Annotated in this window: 10 protein-coding genes; 8 read left to right on the top strand and 2 right to left on the bottom strand. The window is 62.5% G+C overall.

The features are described 5' to 3' along the window. Positions 1–172 precede the first annotated feature (172 nt). Complete coding sequence (locus QNI87_RS14160) at positions 173–1,366, top strand: CoA transferase (RefSeq protein ID WP_300597684.1); 1,194 nt, start codon at positions 173–175, stop codon at positions 1,364–1,366. Positions 1,367–1,387: 21 nt separating this feature from the next. Here QNI87_RS14160 and QNI87_RS14155 read toward each other — a convergent pair whose 3' ends face one another. Beyond that, a complete protein-coding gene (locus tag QNI87_RS14155) occupies positions 1,388–2,065 on the bottom strand; it encodes a GntR family transcriptional regulator (RefSeq protein WP_300597682.1) in 678 nt (225 codons plus the stop codon). Between the two features lie 422 nt (positions 2,066–2,487). On the opposite strand from QNI87_RS14155, the gene QNI87_RS14150 reads away from it, so the two are divergent. Next, positions 2,488–5,013, top strand: coding sequence for a TonB-dependent receptor (locus QNI87_RS14150; RefSeq protein WP_300597680.1), 2,526 nt, complete (start codon positions 2,488–2,490; stop codon positions 5,011–5,013). A gap of 26 nt (positions 5,014–5,039) precedes the next feature. Continuing rightward, positions 5,040–5,660 carry an isochorismatase family protein gene (locus QNI87_RS14145; RefSeq protein WP_300597678.1) on the top strand — a complete coding sequence of 207 codons (621 nt, stop codon included), beginning with the start codon at positions 5,040–5,042 and terminating at the stop codon, positions 5,658–5,660. A gap of 18 nt (positions 5,661–5,678) precedes the next feature. On the opposite strand, the gene QNI87_RS14140 is transcribed toward QNI87_RS14145, so the two are convergent. Next, positions 5,679–6,569 (bottom strand): LysR family transcriptional regulator, encoded by an 891-nt coding sequence (locus QNI87_RS14140; RefSeq protein WP_300597676.1) that lies wholly within the window; start codon positions 6,567–6,569, stop codon positions 5,679–5,681. A gap of 111 nt (positions 6,570–6,680) precedes the next feature. Between QNI87_RS14140 and QNI87_RS14135 the strand changes: the two genes are divergently transcribed. The 5 genes from QNI87_RS14135 to QNI87_RS14115 all read left to right on the top strand — a co-directional run bounded on the left by QNI87_RS14135 (position 6,681) and on the right by QNI87_RS14115 (position 16,990). After that, complete coding sequence (locus QNI87_RS14135; RefSeq protein WP_300597674.1) at positions 6,681–8,252, top strand: proton-conducting transporter membrane subunit; 1,572 nt, start codon at positions 6,681–6,683, stop codon at positions 8,250–8,252. Between the two features lie 4 nt (positions 8,253–8,256). After that, positions 8,257–10,659 carry a DUF2309 domain-containing protein gene (locus QNI87_RS14130; RefSeq protein ID WP_300597672.1) on the top strand — a complete coding sequence of 801 codons (2,403 nt, stop codon included), beginning with the start codon at positions 8,257–8,259 and terminating at the stop codon, positions 10,657–10,659. A gap of 108 nt (positions 10,660–10,767) precedes the next feature. Next, positions 10,768–12,408, top strand: coding sequence for a TolC family protein (locus QNI87_RS14125; RefSeq protein WP_366146192.1), 1,641 nt, complete (start codon positions 10,768–10,770; stop codon positions 12,406–12,408). Continuing rightward, positions 12,405–13,724: an HlyD family efflux transporter periplasmic adaptor subunit gene (locus QNI87_RS14120; RefSeq protein ID WP_300597668.1), complete on the top strand. Its 1,320-nt coding sequence runs from the start codon at positions 12,405–12,407 to the stop codon at positions 13,722–13,724. Before QNI87_RS14125 ends, QNI87_RS14120 begins: the two co-directional genes overlap by 4 nt. Then, positions 13,721–16,990 carry an efflux RND transporter permease subunit gene (locus QNI87_RS14115; protein WP_300597666.1) on the top strand — a complete coding sequence of 1,090 codons (3,270 nt, stop codon included), beginning with the start codon at positions 13,721–13,723 and terminating at the stop codon, positions 16,988–16,990. Before QNI87_RS14120 ends, QNI87_RS14115 begins: the two co-directional genes overlap by 4 nt. Positions 16,991–17,077 lie beyond the last annotated feature (87 nt).

Here is a 17,077-nt window from a genome sequence, read left to right as displayed (position 1 = left end):
GCTGCCTATAGGCGCAGTCCAGTCGCCATGGGCGCCCGCTGCAACGTTAGCGGGTCGCTGTGTCGGTCGAGAAGACGCTCTGCACGGGTTAGGTGCCTTTCAGTGCCTTCTCTAGCTGCGAGTGATTCGCAGGTAAATCGGGCTCCCAGGCGGGGGCAAAAGGGAGCATTGCATGGGACAAGATGGCGCAACTGGCGCGCTTTCAGGACTGCGTCTGATCGAGATGGGGCAGCTCATCGCGGGGCCGTTTTGCGGTCAGTTGATGGCCGATCACGGCGCTGAGGTGATCAAGATCGAGCCGCCAAAGGTGGGCGATGCGATGCGAAACTGGGGGCAGGGCGTGCCGCTGTGGTTTTCGGTCGTGGCGCGCAACAAGAAATCGATCACGCTTAACCTCCGCGAAAAAGAGGGTCAGGCGATCGTCAAGCAACTGGTTGAGAAGGCCGACTTTCTGCTTGAGAACTTTCGCCCCGGCACGCTGGAGCGCTGGAATCTGGGCTGGGAAGAGTTGCACGCGATCAACGCCGGGCTGATCATGATCCGGGTTTCGGGTTATGGTCAAAGCGGTCCGTATTCGAGCCGCGCGGGCTATGGCGGGATTGGCGAGGCGATGGGCGGCATGCGCTATATTTCCGGCGAACCGGATCGCCCGCCAAGCCGCGCGGGCCTCTCGATTGGGGACTCGCTTGCGGCGACCTATGCGTGCCTCGGTGCCCTGATGGCGCTCAATCATCGCCACAAGACAGGCGAGGGCCAGGTCGTCGATTCGGCCATCTACGAAGCCGTGCTGGCGATGATGGAATCGACCGTGCCGGAATACACCGTCACCGGTCATATCCGCGAGCGGACCGGATCGATCCTGCCAAAGATCGCACCGTCCAACGTCTATCCGACCAAGGATGGCAGCGTGCTGGTCGCGGGCAATCAGGACAGCGTGTGGAAGCGCATGTCGGCGATGATGGGCAGGCCAGAGCTGGGCGATGATCCGCGCTACAACAGCCATGTTGCGCGCGGGGAGCGCCAGGGCGAGCTTGATGAGCTGATCGGTGCGTGGACCCAGCAGCACACGAGCGCTGAAGTGCTTGCCAAGTGTGAGGAACACGGGGTTCCGGCGGGCAATATCTACCGCGCTCCCGAAATGCTCCAGGACCCGCATTTCGCGGCGCGTGAGGCGATCATCGAGCGCGAGCATCCGCGTTATGAGAACTTCAAGATGCAGAACGTGGCGCCCAAACTCTCCGCAACACCGGGCCATGTCGAATGGGTCGGCCCTGACCTGGGTGAGCACAACGAGGCGATCTATGGCGAGCTTCTGGGCATGGACAGCCAGACCATGGCCGACCTTGAAGCGCGCGGCATCATCTAAGCCGCGCCTACTCCGCTGCGCTTACTCTGCTGCGCAGGCTCCTTCCGCGCTTGAGCGCTGCTCGCCCATCGCGTCGGCGAAGACGTGAAACGCCCGGCGCAAATGGCTGCCCATGATCGCGCGCGCCCAGTGCGGGTCACGCGCCCGAAAGGCGGCGATGAGTTCGTCGTGATCGCGCGAGGATTGCCTCAGATCCTCAATCGAGTATTCGCGCGCCGTGTGCAGGACAACGGGCTGCTCCACCAGCGTTGCCAGGATCCGCCCCAGGCGCGGCGAATGCGCCGCCTCGGTCACCGCCTCGTGAAACAGGCGATTGGCATCGAGGAAGCGCGCCACGTCCGGAGGATCAAGCGCGACCGCCTCGTGCAGTTCGGAATTGATCCGCGCAAGTTCGTCGATGTCCTGAGCGCTGACCCTCGTCGCGGCGCGCTCGGCGGCGTGGCTTTCGAGCATCTGGCGCAGGGTGAACAACTCATCGATCTCGTCCTCGCCCCAATCGGGCACGACAATGCGATTGGATTGCGTGCGCATCAGCAGCAGCTCGCGCTCCAGCCGGGAAACCGCCTCGCGCACCGGCGTGCGGCTTACACCGGCAATTGCGGAAAGCTGTTCTTCGGTCAGGCGATCGCCGGGCCGAACCCTTCCTTCGAGCAAATGCTGACGGATCTTTTCATAGGCGGTGTCCGACGCCGTGCTCATGCGGGCAAATCCGAAGGGCACTCAAAGGGTACAGAAACGCACCAGAAAGCGACACAGCGCCCCTGACCCGGCCCTGCGCGCGTCTCCGAAGCGTTCAAAACGTGACCCAAAAACCTCAATTCACGTCCCCGCGCCTACACTTGTGTGCGGCCTATCAATTTTTCTTGACGCGGGCAAATTGTATACAATAAGTGCACGACACCACGTGAGTGCGACCGGCTTGTGTCAACACTCGAGGGGCCGTGGCTGACAGGGATCCAGCGCGCGCTTTGAGAGACTGACCACACCCGCGAGGCTGGCGCATTCGATTCAGAACCGCGCGCCGTGGATCGGTGGTCCAGGGCGCACCATCCCCGCCGAGTGGGAAACACGCCGTGCGTAAGACGCGGGGGCCAGTCGGATGGACTTTTGAGGAATCCCTGATGACACGATCCGCCAAATCCATTTTTGTCTCCAGCGTCGCTCTGGGGGCGCTGGCGAGCGCGCAGCCTGCCGCTGCCCAGACCAACGGCGAAGCCGCCACCGAAGAGGGTGAGGACAACACAATCATAGTGACCGCACGGCGGCAGTCCGAAACGCTCGCCGAAGTGCCCGCCGCGATCACCGTGTTCACCCAGGATACGTTGCGCGCCGCCGGGATTGAGCGCGCGGACGACTTCGTTCAGCTCACCCCCGGCGTCACCATCGTGACGGGAACAGCCGAAGCGGGCGACACCCAGATCAATATCCGTGGGATCAATGGCGCGCGCGACGCGGAGAGCTCGGTCGCGCTGGTGGTCGACGGTATCTTGAAGACCAACACGGCTCAGCTCAACCAGCGGCAGGGCACCCTGCGCCAGATCGAGGTTCTGAAAGGGCCGCAGGGCGCGCTCTACGGCCGTAACGCCGCGGCGGGCGCCATCGTGATCCAAACCGCAAAGCCGGGCGATGAGGTTGAAGGCCGTCTGCTCACTTCGGCGGCTGAAGATAACACCTATCAGGTCAACGGATATGTCGCCGCGCCGCTCAGTGAGAGTGTGGGTTTCGTGCTTTCAGCCAACTATTTCGGTACCGATGGTTTCTTCTTCAATCGCTTCCTCGATGACAATGTGGTCGATGATCAGGAGATCTGGTCGGTCGATGGCCGGGTTGTTGCTGAGCTGGGGCCGAACACCGAGCTTGACGTCAAGGCGCGCTACGAAGACCTCCTGGCCGCCTCGATCAACTTCAACACGACGTTTCAACTGCCGGCCTTCGCGGGGACAGACCCCGCCTTCTTCGGAGACGTGAACGAGCATCAATTCGATTACTATTCGAACATTCGCCCGATCAACGAGCAGGAGACCTTCGAGTTTTCCGCTCTGGTTCGGCACGAGTTTGAAACGGTCACGCTGACCGCCTGGGGCCTCTACAGCGACGTCGATCAGCTCTTGATCGCGGACGGAACGTCGGCCGATTTTGCGCGCTTCACCTTTCCAGGCGCGACGGAGGACTCGGTCGCAGCCTCAAACGCTTGTTTCGCCTCGACCGCTGAGCTGACGGGTTTTCCCACCAATCCGCCGACCTTTATCGGCGAGACTCCCGTGCCTTTCATCTTTGATCCGGTCACCGGATCGACCTTTGGCGCCTATAGCCCGACGACCTGCGATGGCACCCAGCTGCAAATCCGCAATCAAACCGATTTCAGTGCGGAAGTCCGCCTGGCGTCGAACACAGGCGGTCCAATCGAGTGGCAGGTGGGCGCGTATTATCTTCACATCGATCGCCAGGTCGGGGTCAGCATCGGCGCGGATCTGGGCGAGGGCGTCAGCCGCGAGCTTTACAATCCGCCGGGTTCATTCAACCCCACATCGCAGCTGTTCAACGATGACTTCTCGACCGATGTCTACGCCGCGTTTGCATCGGTGGATTGGGATGTGAGCGATCGCTTCACCGTCAGCCTGGCGGGCCGCTACGACATCGAGGATCGCAGCGTTTCCAGCCTTGTACCGGATGTGGCGGATCCGATTACGGGCGCGCCGATCAACCCTGGCCTTGCCTTCGGACCGATCCCGGATCAGTCGGAGACATTCCGCCAGTTTCAGCCCAAGATTTCGCTGCGCTACGAGCTGACAGACACGGTCAATCTCTACGCCAACTGGGGCATTGGGTTCAAAGCCGGCGGCTTCAACAACCAAGGCTCGGCCGCCATTGTCGATCAAAGCTTCAACCAGTTCATCGGCACCGACGTCTTGATCGAAGACCAGTTCCGCAAAGAAACGTCGTCGGCTTTCGAAGCGGGCCTCAAGGGCGCTTTGCTTGGCGGCGCGGTAACCTTCGACCTGGCGGGATACTACACCGATGTCGATGACATGCAGTTCTTCGAGTTCTTTGTCGGCGATTTCGGATTGCTGCGGGTGGTCTCCAACATCGACGAGGTCGAAATCTATGGGGCTGAACTCAATATCGTGGCGGAGCCGATCGATGGGTGGACGCTGTTCGCCTCGGGCAATGTCACCGAAAGCGAGATCAAGGAGAACGCCTCGCGCCCGGTCACAGTGGGCAACGAATCCCCTTACACTGCCGATTACACGATCAATGTAGGAAGCCAGTTCGACGTGCCGGTGACCGATACTCTCGATTTCGTCGCGCGCGCCGACTACCGCATCACCGGGCCGACCTGGTTCCACACCGTACAGGACGACACCTCTCCCACGCTTTTCAGCGGGCTCCTGCCGGGTTCGGCTCTGGCGCTTCCGGCTGAAGTGGGCGATGCGGACTACACGGTCACCGAGCGCGAGGCCTTCGGTGTCCTGGATGTCCGCGTCGGTGTCGAGATCGACGATAGCATCACAATCATTGCCTTTGCCGAGAACCTCACCAATGAGGAATATGTGAATGAGGTCATCCCCGCCATCGAGTTTGGCGGTTCGTTCATTTCGCCCGGAGGTCTCCGGCGCTTTGGAGTGGAAGTCGCCTATAACTTTTGAGGCCATCGTGCGCTAAAGGCGTCGTCATGAGCGATGATCTTCAAGCGAGCTATTCGGGTGTGTATGAAGGCCGGATCGGGTTCGGCGCCAGACCGGCGCTGATCCTGATCGACTTTGTCGCCGCATATTTTGAGCCGGAGAGCCCGCTTTACGCCGATGTTGACGACGCGCTCGCTGCTGCGCTCATTTTGCGTGAGGCGGCGAGGAGAGCGAGTGTGCCGGTCATCTACACCCAAGTCGTGTACCACCCCTCGCTTTGGGACGGCGGACGTTTTGCCCAGAAAGTCGCGCCGCTGGCGGGTTTTGCGAAGGGGCATCGGTATGGCGAATGGGCGCGGGGTCTGGAGCCGGGCGAGGACGAGCTTGTCCTTTCCAAGCAGTATCCCAGCGCCTTTTTCGGAACGTCGCTGGCCTCAACGCTGACCGCGGCGGGGCACGACAGCCTGCTCATCACCGGATTGACCACAAGCGGCTGTGTCCGCGCGACCTGTGTCGATTGCTGCAGCCACGGGTTCATCCCGATTATCATCGAAGAGGCGGTGGGTGATCGTCAGGAGGACCCGCACCGCGCCAACCTGTTCGACATGAACGCAAAATACGGCGATGTGGTAAGCTTGTCTGAGGCGATCGCGTCGATCGGGGGCTGAACTGCGAGATGGCCTCGGCTAGTTAAGCACCTCGGTTAGCAGCGGATTGGGGAAGCGGCGGCGGATCGTCACCGCCCAGAATATCTCGCTCAAGTCCTCCAGTCGGTGCATCTCCACGAGGGTGCCCGCCTCCAGTTCGTCGCGCACGACAATCGGCGGGATGACTGCCACTCCGACATCCGCGCGGGCCAAAAGGCGCAGCATCGCCATGTCATCCGCTTCCGCTGCGATGCGTGTGACAATCCCCTGACGATCAAGGGCGAGCCTCTCGATCAACGCATCAAAACCGGCCCTTAGCGATGTTTCCGGGGTTGGGAGGATGAGCGGGTGCGCGCGGATGACTTCCGCAATCGAGGCACCGCTGCGCAAGCTCTGCGCCCGTTCGGGCGAGCCAACCAGACTGACCGGTTGCTCGTCTATTCGGGTCACCAGATACGGGCTGCCCGCGTCGCGTGCGGGGCTGAGGTTGGTGAGCACAGCATCAAGGCTGAGCCCCTCAAGCGCGCGCAGAAGGCTGTCCTGAGACCCTGAGCGAAGCACCACCTCAACATCGTCGCGGCCCAGAATAGGCTCCAGAAACCGCATCTGGAAGTTGCGCGAAAGCGTCGCAAGCGCGCCGATCCGCAAGACCCGGCGCTGCCCTTCGGCGCTGGAGAGCGTGGCGGTTAGGTGATCGGCGGTACGAAAGATGTCGTCGGCGTGGTCGAGCGCGATGCGGCCGGCTTCGGTGATCTCCAGGCTGCGTCCGCGCCGTTCGAACAGATCGTGACCGAGGGCGGCTTCCAGCGCCTTGATCTGGGTGGAGACGGCGCTTTGAGAAAGGTTGAGCGCGCGCGCCGCGCCGGTGAGCGTGCCCTCGCGCGCAACGGCGCGAAAAAGGCGGAGGTGGTGCAGGTTTAGAACAGCCATTGTTCTATCATAGCGAACGTTTCGCGAGAAATATTGAATTTTTTTTAATGCAAGCTTGCCGCTACACGCCTTTGACCAAATCCAGCTCGATCCCCTTCGGAGCCTCACTCTATGCTTACAGCGCCGTCCTTGTCGTTCTTTGCGCCTATCGTCCTGCTGCTCGTGGCCGCGTTTGCCGCGTCGCGACCGGGCCGTCGACCGGGCCTGACACCGCGTCTTGCCGAGCTCGCGGCGCTTTTCTCGCTTGCTCTGACAACGGGCGGTCTGGTGCAGGTCGTGGCCGCCAGGGCCGTGGGCGTTGCCGCGTTTGAAGGCCCCGTTCTGATTGCCCTGCGCGCCGATCTGGTCAGCGCAACCATGGCGCTGCTGGTGGGCTTTATCGGCTGGATCGTGATGCGCTACAGCCGCACTTATCTCGATGGCGAAAGCCGCGAGGGCGCCTTTCACGCCTTGATGCTGACAACGCTCGCCTCGGTGCTTGTCTTTGCGCAGGCCGGAAGCCTTGCGACCCTTGTGATAGCGACGCTGGCGGTGGGGCTCACCTTGAAGCGGCTTCTGCTGTTTTATCCCGATCGCCCGGAGGCTCAGCGCGCTGCCACGAAGTTTGCGATCGTGTGGCACGCGGGGGATGCGTTTTTGATCCTGGCAACGGCGATGCTGTTCGCCGCGTTTGGAACGCTGGAACTGTCTGCGCTGGCGGATGCGGCTTGGGCGCAGGGTCTTGGCCTTGTTGGCAACGCCGCTGTTGTATTCCTTGTCGTCGCTGCGGCGCTCAAAACCGCCGCCTTCCCGTTGCACGGCTGGCTCACCGAAGTGATGGAAGCGCCCACGCCTGTTTCCGCCCTCCTTCACGCGGGTATCATCAATTCGGGAGGCGTTCTGTTGATCGCCAACGCCGGACTGGTTCAGCAAAGCTCGGGCGCGATGGCCGCGCTTGTGATGATTGGCGGCTTTACCGCGCTGTTCGGCGCGGCCGTCATGCTGACCCAGAGTGCCGTCAAGACCGCGCTAGCCTGGTCCACCGTTTCGCAAATGGGCTTCATGCTGCTCCAGTGTGGCCTTGGTCTGTGGACGCTCGCTCTGCTGCACATCGTCGCGCACTCGCTTTACAAGGCGCACGCTTTCCTTTCCTCTGGCGGAGCGATCGAGGACGTTGCCAAAGTGCGCCGCCCGGGACCAGTCGCCGCGCCTAGCGTGAAAGCGGTGCTGAATTCGTTCGGTCTCGCCATGCTGCTCTACGCGTTGATTGCAGGCCTTTTCATCTTCGCCTTTGGGCCAAAGAGTCCGCAGGCCTTGGCTCTGGGTGCGATCCTGATCTTCGGTGTTGCCTACATGGTCGCGCAGGGCCTGGCTGACCTTGCCCCGCGCGAGCTGACGCAGCGGCTTGTCGGTTCGTCGATCATCGCGGCGGTCGCCTATTTCACCTTCCAGGTGCTTGCACAGGCGGTTTGGGGACCGATCCTTCCCGCCGCGCCGACGCCCGGCCCGCTGGAATGGGCTCTGATCGTTTTGGCGGTAGTGTCGTTCGGCCTCGTTGCCTTTGCGCAGGCGCTCTTCCCGCTTTGGGCGCACCACCCCTCGACTGCAGGGCTGCGCGTGCATCTGGCCAACGGCCTCTATCTCAATGCTCTGCTCGACCGCGCCATTGGCGGCTTCGCGGCGACCAAGAGCAAACCCCAATGAGCTGATGGCCGGAGATACAACGATGTTCCTCAATCCCTCGCAGATTACCCCCGCTCGGCTTTCCGAAGTGCTTACCGCCGCCGAGGCCGCCGCGCGTGCGATCCCGCCCGCATTCCCGCTTGATGCGACGGTCGCGGTCAACCCTTTCCTGGGGCAAACGAGTGAGGATCTCGCGACCGCATCGGCGCGGCTGTCGCGCGTCGCGGGCACGCGGATCACGCAGACGGGCTCAGCCTATGCCAAGGCCATTCGCGAGGGGTTCATTCTCGACGAAGATCTTGAGGCGGCGCTGGAGGCGAACACCTCTTCGCTCAAGCATTCGAGTGTCGCGGCGCTCAAACTGGCGGCTTCTTCGTTGGGGGATGTTGCGGCCGCTCCCGCTCTGCCGACCATCGCCGATCTCGCTGCGCGCACAAGCGGCACCGACTGGCCCTCGGTGATCGAAAAAACCTTTGGGCAATGGGCATCGGGCCACTTTGATCGCGGTCAGGCTCTGTGGTCACCCACGCCCGGTGCCGAGGCGTTCGCCGCCTGGCGCGCCTGGGCGAGCCACGATCTGACCCCTGAAATTGCGGGCCTTGGCGGGTTCTGCGCGCATGTCGCCGCGGCGCCGGACACGACTGAGCGCGCGATCCTTTTTGCCGCCGACAAGCTTGGGATCCAAGCGGATGCAGCCGAGACCGCGTTCCACCGCCTCTATATGAGCCTTGGTGGCTGGGCTCAGCACGCGCGCTGGATGCTGTGGCAGGCGGAACTAAAGGAGGATGTCGACCGCACGCTCGCCGATTTGCTCGCCATACGCCTGATCTGGGAGGAGGCATTGCTGGAGGCGTTTCCTGAAGTGAAGTCTGAGTGGACAGACGCGCTGGCGGGCCACGCTGCGCCGGTCGAAGCCACACAGGATCAGGTGACGCTCGCGATCCTACAGGACTCCGCCGACCGCGCACACCAGCGGCGCCTGATTGCCGCTCTTGATGGTTCCGACAAGGTGTCCGGGCGTCCTCACGTTCAAGCCGCTTTCTGCATCGATGTGCGCTCGGAAGTCTTCCGTCGCGCCCTCGAAAGCGTCGACAGCGGGGTCGAGACGATCGGATTTGCGGGTTTCTTCGGCATGCCTCTGGCGCACCGCCCGCACGGTTCGGACCTGATCCAGAATCGGCTCCCTGTCCTGCTGAATCCGGGTCTTGAAACAACCAGCGAGGGCGATCCGAAGGTCGATGAAAGCACCCGCATCAAGGCTCGCACGGCGCGCGCCTTTGGTCGGTTCAAGCAGGCGGCGGTCTCGTCCTTTGCCTTTGTCGAATCGATGGGGCCGCTTTACGCGGTCAAGCTGGTGAAGGATGCGTTGGGTCTCGCCAAGGGTCCGACGAAGCCCGAGCCCATGCCCGAAGTGGTCGGCGGTCTTTCCGCCAAGATGAAAGTCGACACCGCAGCCACCGTTCTCGGCGCGATGGGTCTGACGACCAATTTCGCAAAGGTGGTTCTGCTGCTTGGGCACGGCGGCAATGTGACCAACAACCCGCATGAAAGCGCCTATCACTGCGGCGCTTGCGGTGGCTACGCGGGCGATGTGTCGACACGGGTGCTGGCAGGCATGCTCAACGATCCCGAGACCCGTACGGGCCTGGCCGAGCGCGGGCTGCACGTGCCCGAGGATACGGTTTTCATCGCCGGGCTGCACGATACGACGACGGACGCGGTGACGCTCTACGACAAGGATGTGACGGATGTTCCGCACGATCTTGGCCTCGTGCGCGGCTGGCTTTCAGAGGCGGCTTGGATCGCTCGCGCCGAGCGCGCTCCGCGCCTGCCGGGTGCCAAATGGCAGAACCTCCACGCGCGTGCAAGAAACTGGGCCGAAACACGGCCGGAGTGGGGTTTGGCGGGCTGCGGCGCCTTCATAGCCGCCCCGCGCGCGGCGACCGCGGGCAAGGATTTGGGCGGCCGCGCCTTCCTCAATTCCTACGATTGGCAAAGCGATGAGGACTTCAGCGTTCTCGAGCTAGTCCTGACCGCTCCGGTCGTCGTGGCGAGCTGGATTTCGCTTCAATATTATGGCTCTTCGGTCGCGCCCGACATCTTTGGCGGTGGCAACAAGCTGATCCACAACGTTGTGGGCGGCATTGGCGTTATCGAAGGCAACAGCGGACGACTGCGTCCGGGCCTGCCGTGGCAAGGTGTGCACGATGGAGAGGAACTCGCCCACGAACCGCTGCGTCTGTCGGTGATGATCGAGGCACCGCGCGAAGCGATCCTTGATGTGCTGGAACGCCACCCCGGCATGCGTGAGCTGTTCGATAACGGCTGGCTGCATCTGTTCACGCTCAAGGACGGCCGTGTCGACGCGCGGTACCGCCCCGGACTTAGCTTTGCTGACGAAGTGACAAGCACCTCGATCGCCGCCTAACCCCTTCGTCAAAGAGGCTCGCCGAGGGGTCGGGCGAGCCTCTTTGTTGATTGAGCCCCTGCAAAAGGCCTCTTGCCAAATCTCTGATTGTGCGTCTCGTGCGGCTTCGTGCGCAGCGTCACGTCATCGCGACGTTCGGTTACGAACTTTCACTTGTCAGGATATTACGCAGCCTTAGTGCGTTGCGCTGTTATCGTGACACTCGCGCCTAGACTGCCATCCCCGAGGCTTCCGATCGTTCGTCGCTTTGCGGCCTGCGCCAGCGCGCTTTTGAGCGCGTGCGCGCTCGCAGGGTGCATTTCGATGGCACCCGATGCGCGAACGCCCGCGCGCGTTGAACAGATGCCCGAAAGCTTCGCTCAGGCCGAGCTTGCCGAAACCGGTGAATACACGCCCGAAAACTGGTGGCGCGCTTTTGAGGACCCGGTTTTGGATGACTTGGTCGAAAAGGCGCTTGCCAGCAATCTCGATATTGCGGAATCCGCCGCACGCTTACGTCAGGCGAGGGCGCAGGCGCGCGTCTCGCGCGCGGCTCTGGTTCCGCAGACCTCGCTTGCCGGAGATGCGTCCGAGACGAGTTCGCCGCTTGCCGGACTTGCCTTTGGCGATCTTGGCGGGGGCGGATCGGATCGGATCGACAACGAAGCGTATACGCTTGGCGCCACCGCTTCGTATGAGCTCGATCTGTTTGGCCGCGCGCGCGATGACTTTCGCGCCGCGCGCCAAGATGCGATCGCCAGCGAGCGCGACCTCAAGACGGTCCAGCTTAGTACGGCTGCTGAGACGATTTCGGCCTACTTCGACTATGTCGATACGGCGCGGCAAATCGCGCTGACGGAAAGAACCGTCGAAGTTCTGCGCGACCGCGCCAATCGCACCGATGAACGCTTTGAAAGAGGCCTTGTCGACAGCCTTGAACTCTACCAGATCCGGCAGGATCTTCGCTCGACGGAGAGCTCGCTGCCGCAATTGCGATCCACTCTCGTCGCCACCCGATCGCGCCTCGCCCTGTTGCTGGGCGCCTACCCCGCCGAACTGGACGAGGCGCTAAGCCAGCCTCTCCGACCGCGACTCGTCTTTGAGTCGGTGCCCAGCGGTCTACCGATCGCGATTCTGGCGCAGCGCCCGGATGTCGCGGCGGAGTACGAGCGGTTGGAAGCGGCGCGGCTGCGTATCGGTGCGCGCCGAGCGGAACGTTTCCCCGCCTTGAGTTTCACCGCCACGCTCGGCACTCAAGGCGCTGATCCGGCTGGCGCTTTCGATTTCGCCACCAACTGGACCTCTTCGCTCCTTGCGGCGTTCACTGCGCCCCTGTTCGATGGCGGGCGTATCACGGCAAATATCGCTTCGGCGCGGGCGACCTATGACCAACAGGCCGCGGCCTACGCTCGCAGCGTCATCACCGCGTTCGGTGAGGTGGAGAGTGCGCTGGCGGATTACGAGCAGCAGCGCGACCGGTATGCACTCGTGTCTGAACAGCTCGCGGAATCGCGCGGGTCGCTGGACCTGCAAAGCCGCCGGTTCGCCGCCGGAACCGGCGACTATCTTGCCTACCTGGACGCGTTGCGAACCGTTTATGGGGTGGAGACCAACCTATCGACGGCTGCTCGCGCGACCGCGCTGGCGCGCCTCGGGCTGCACCGCGCTCTTGGCGGAGACTGGAGCCCTGGGGGGGCACCGGGTGATGCGCGATCCGTCGATATGCAGCGCAGCGACAAGACAACACTCGATAATGGGGAAGCCTCATGAGCCGCCAGCTGCTCTATTCGCTCGCGTTTCTGATCGGCGGCACGCTGATCGCTGCTGTCTTGATAATGTTGCGCCCCGAGCCGATCGAGCAAGAGCGCATCGAAGAGGTCCCGCTGGTGGAGGCGGTGGCCTTGAAGGAGACATCCGGGACGATCCCCGTTTTGGGACAGGGCACGGTGCAAGCGCGAGACGAAGTTGTGATCGCGGCGCAGGTTTCGGGTCGGCTCACCTATGTGAACCCCTCGTTTCGCGAGGGCGGAGTCTTAGCGAAGGGCGCGCCGCTCTTTCGGATCGAGCAGAGCGACTTTGTAAACCAGGTGCGCGCCGCCGAAGCCGATGTCGAGGCGCAAAACGTCGCGGTGTTGGAGGCGGAAGAGGAAGTCGAGATCGCGCGCGAAGAGCTTGAGCGCTTTGCCGCAAGGGCGCAGGCGGCGGCTGCGGGTGGTTTGAGCGAGACGGTCATCCTGCCACCGCGCGGCATGGAGGACGTCGCCGCGCAGACTCAGACCGACGCGCCCACATCCGGGATAAGCGCCGGCTCGCGTGGACTGGCCACGCGTGAGCCGCAATTGCAAAGCACCAAGGCTGCCCTTGATCGCGCCGAAGCGAACCTTTCCGACGCCAAGCTACAGTTGGCTCGAACGAGTGTAAAAGCTCCCTTTGGCGGGCTCGTGCGTGAGGAGAACGCCGCCGTGGGTCAGCTGGTCCAGCCAGGTGAGCAGCTCGGCTCACTGGTTGCAACCGACGCTTATGAGGTTCGTGTTTCGCTGACCGCCGATGAAGCCGCGCTCATTCCCGGTTTGCTCACCGGTACGGGAGGACGCGTTCCAGCCGAAGTCACCACAACCTATGGCGGGACCCGCTATCGATGGGACGCCTATGTCGACCGGGCCAACGCAATCCTCGACAGCGCGACCCGCAATATCGAGGTCTTCGTGCGAGTGCCCGCGCCCCTTACCAGCGGGCGTATCCTGGATGAGGAGGCAGCCGGCCGTGCCCCGCCTCTTCTGCTGGGTGCGTTTGTGGACGTCACGATCACAGGCGCGAGCCTCAACAGCTACGCAACAGTGCCAAGCGATGCGGTGCGACCGGGCAACGAGATTTGGGTGGTGCGCGATGGCAAGCTAGTCGTCCTTGAAGTGCGCGTCATTCAGCGCAGCGACCGCATCGCGTACATAACATCGCCGGAGCTCTCAAAGGGCGGCAAGCTGATTACGAGCAACCTGGCCGCGCCCATTGAAGGCATGGCGCTGCGTGTCGTGGGAGCCGAGCCTCAAAGTGCGCAAGAGACGGTGTCAGTGAGTGAAGCCGAATGAGCGAGGATCCGGCCACGGCCAGCGCACCGGTCCCACCCCCACCGTCATCAGCATCTTCGCCGCGTCCGCGCCCCGGCGATCGCGCGCGCGACCGCCGGGGTGTGATCGCTTTCATGGCGCGCAACGGGGTGGCCGCCAATCTTCTGCTGCTCGCGATGTTTGTCCTCGGTGTAATCTCGTTCGGGCAGATTGTGCAGGAGGTCTTTGCCGAAAGCAGCCTCGATACGATTGAGGTCAGCGTCAATTATCCTGGCGCCACTCCCGCCGAACTCGAAGAGTCGGTTGTCCAGCGGATCGAAGAGGCGGTCGAAGCCATCGAAGGCGTAGACAAGATCACCGCCACAGCTCGTGAGGGCAATGGCACGGTCAGCATCGAGATGGAGGAAGGAACGGACATTGCGGCCGCGCTCGACGAGGTAAAGTCCGAGGTCGATCAGATCGAAACTTTCCCCGCTGAAGCGGACGAGCCCGATATCCGGGAACTCACGACACGCTCCGTCGTGCTGCGCATCGCTTTGTTCGGCGACGTTTCGGAGCGGTCGCTTAAGGAAACGGCCTTTGCTCTCGAAGATGAGATCGCCGCCATGCCCGAGGTCTCCTATGTCGAGACCAGCGCCGTGAGGGACTATCAGATCTTTGTCGATGTTCCGCAAGGATCGCTGCGCGCGCTCGATCTGTCGCTGCCGGAAATCGCGCAGGTGGTTACGCAGTCTAGTCTGGACGCGTCCGCCGGATCGCTCGAAACGCCTAATGAAGAAGTGCGTCTGCGAACGGTTGGCCAGAACTACGACCAGTCGGACTTTGAGAACATCATCGTGGTCAGCAGCGGCGAAGGCGATCTTTTGCGGCTGGGTGATATCGCAACCGTAACGGACGGATTTGAAAACAGCGACCTGATCGCGCGCTTCAACGGCAAGCCAGTCGCCTTTGTCGATATCTACCGCACCTCCGATGAACGCGTGCTCGATGTCGCGGCGGCCGTCAAAGAAAGGTTGGCGACGAGCTACGCGCCCCCGCCCGGCGTCGAATTTGCGGTATGGAGCGATCAGTCCGAAATCCTCAACGACCGTTACCAGCTGCTGCTCAAGAACGCGGCTCAGGGCCTGTTTCTCGTTCTTCTGGCCCTTACGCTGTTCTTGGATCTGAGGCTGGCGTTTTGGACCGCGGTAGGGATTGGCGCCACCTTTACCGGCGCGATTTTCGTCCTCGATATCATCGGGTCGAGTATCAACATGTTCTCGCTGTTCGGCTTTATCCTGGCGCTTGGCCTTGTGGTCGATGACGCGGTCGTGGTCGGCGAAAATATCTACGCAGAGCGCGAAGGTGGTCGAAGTGGCCTGGGGGCTGCTATTGCAGGGGCGCAGCGGGTGCGCACGCCGGTGATCTTCGCGGTTCTGACCAGCATGACCTCCATACTTCCGGTGCTGGCGATCGGCGGGGTGATCGGTAACATCACGGCCGATATTCCTCTGGTGGTCGTCTCGGTGCTGGGCCTCTCGCTGGTTGAGGCGCTGCTTGTTCTGCCAAGCCATTTGTCGCACCTGCCGGCTGCGGGCGCGCACGCGGGCAATCAGATCACGCGCTTTTTCGAAAGGGTGCAGCAGGCGGTCGACAAGCGTTTCAAAGCCTTTGTCGAAGGACCGCTCGACAGGGCTCTCGAATTTTCGGTGAAAGCGCCAGCGGTCGTGCTCGCAGCGGCTACAGCCCTTTTGATCGTCATGATCTCGCTGATACCCGCGGGGATCATCAAGGTCAGCTTCTTCCCGCAGATTCCGGGCGAAATCGTCTCAGCCTCGATCGATATGCCAGCCGGATCGACCATTGAGCGCACACAGAGAGTGACCGAGAAGGTCCTGGCGGCCGGCGACCGGGTGCTTGCGCGCTATGCGCGCAAGGAAGAGCGCGAGGCGGGGGTGATCCCGGACTTTGTCGAAGCGATCTACTCCACTGTCGGTCAGCGCGCATCCGGAGGTGGCCCGGCTGGCAACTCGACCACCTTGGCTGCCAACCTGGCCGATGTGCAGATCGCGTTGAAAGCGGATCGCGAAGTCGAAGTCGACGCGGCCGAGATCGAAGCGGCGTGGCGCGAGGAAATCGGCGAGCTTGTCGAAGTCAGATCGCTTTCCATCTCCTCTGATGACATCAGCTTTGGGGCTGCGATCAACGTTCAGCTGTCAGACAAGGACCAAGCGGTTCTGGACGCCGCGCGTGTCCGTGTGATGGAAGGTATCGGTCGGATCAACGGCGCGTTCGATACTGAGAGCGATCAGGACGCTGGCCTGCGAGAGATCGAGCTGCGCTTGAAGCCGGACGCGCGCACACTTGGTCTCACCGTCCAGGATTTGGCCAATCAGGTGCGCGCCGCGTTCTTCGGTGCGGAGGCTGTGCGGGTCCAGCGTGGCCGACAGGATGTGCGCGTCTACGTGCGTCTGCCTGAAGCAGAGCGCGATTCGATCGCCGACGTTAACGCGTTGCGCGTGCGCGTTCCCGGCGGCGGCTTCACCTCCCTGTCCGCGATCGCGGAGGCGAACTTTACCGAGGCGCCCGCGACCATCCGGCGCGAAGATGGGCGGCGCATCGTCAGTGTGAGCGCCGATGTCAATGAAGACGCCATCACCGGGACGGAAGCGACCCAGTTCATTGAGGAGGAGATACTGCCCCCGATCCTCGCCGACTATCCCTCGTTGCAATACAAGTTCGGCGGCGAGCAGGAAGAGCAGTTAGAGAGTTTTGGTGATCTGGGGGGGGCTTTCGTGATCGCCCTGATCGCGATCTACGCGCTGCTTGCCATCCCATTCAAATCCTATACCCAGCCGTTCGTTATCATGGCCGCGATCCCCTTCGGCTTTATCGGAGCGCTTGTCGCCCATGTCTTGCTTGGGCTTTCGATTGGTATTCTGTCCTTGTTCGGTTTCGTTGCGCTGGCTGGCGTGATCATCAACGGCAGCCTCGTGATGATCGACTTCTTCAACGAGAATATCACGTTGGGAATGAGCGAGGACGAGGCGATTGTGGACGCGGCCAAATCGCGGTTCCGCCCGATCATGCTCACCGCGACGACGACCTTCCTGGGCGTGGCGCCGATTACGTTTGAGACCAGCCGGCAAGCTCAGTTTCTGATCCCCATGGCCGCAAGTCTCGGTTTCGGCGTGCTGATCGGCACCGCGCTCTTGATGTTGGTCATCCCTGCGCTCGCGATCACACATTTCCGGGGACGCCGGTGGCTGAAGAAGCTCTACCGCGGCGAACTGGACGAGGAGGATTAGGCCGCACTCCAGTGTCGTGATGGTTCCGTGAGGGCGTTGCTTCCTCCCGCGTCGCGCGCCTATGTCATGTCCATGCGAGCCCGCAAG

Origin of the sequence: Erythrobacter sp. (assembly GCF_030066995.1) — a bacterium.
Taxonomy (GTDB): domain Bacteria; phylum Pseudomonadota; class Alphaproteobacteria; order Sphingomonadales; family Sphingomonadaceae; genus Erythrobacter.
Note: the sequence above shows the minus strand (reverse complement) of the source record. Positions and strands in the feature narration are given on the sequence as shown.

Bases quoted from the DNA above. Each gene is read 5' to 3' on its own strand.
- QNI87_RS14160 (WP_300597684.1), top strand. From the start codon at position 173: ATGGGACAAGATGGCGCAACTGGCGCGCTTTCAGGACTGCGTCTGATC.
- QNI87_RS14155 (WP_300597682.1), bottom strand. From the start codon at position 2,065: ATGAGCACGGCGTCGGACACCGCCTATGAAAAGATCCGTCAGCATTTG.
- QNI87_RS14150 (WP_300597680.1), top strand. From the start codon at position 2,488: ATGACACGATCCGCCAAATCCATTTTTGTCTCCAGCGTCGCTCTGGGG.
- QNI87_RS14145 (WP_300597678.1), top strand. From the start codon at position 5,040: ATGAGCGATGATCTTCAAGCGAGCTATTCGGGTGTGTATGAAGGCCGG.
- QNI87_RS14140 (WP_300597676.1), bottom strand. From the start codon at position 6,569: ATGGCTGTTCTAAACCTGCACCACCTCCGCCTTTTTCGCGCCGTTGCG.
- QNI87_RS14135 (WP_300597674.1), top strand. From the start codon at position 6,681: ATGCTTACAGCGCCGTCCTTGTCGTTCTTTGCGCCTATCGTCCTGCTG.
- QNI87_RS14130 (WP_300597672.1), top strand. From the start codon at position 8,257: ATGGCCGGAGATACAACGATGTTCCTCAATCCCTCGCAGATTACCCCC.
- QNI87_RS14120 (WP_300597668.1), top strand. From the start codon at position 12,405: ATGAGCCGCCAGCTGCTCTATTCGCTCGCGTTTCTGATCGGCGGCACG.
- QNI87_RS14115 (WP_300597666.1), top strand. From the start codon at position 13,721: ATGAGCGAGGATCCGGCCACGGCCAGCGCACCGGTCCCACCCCCACCG.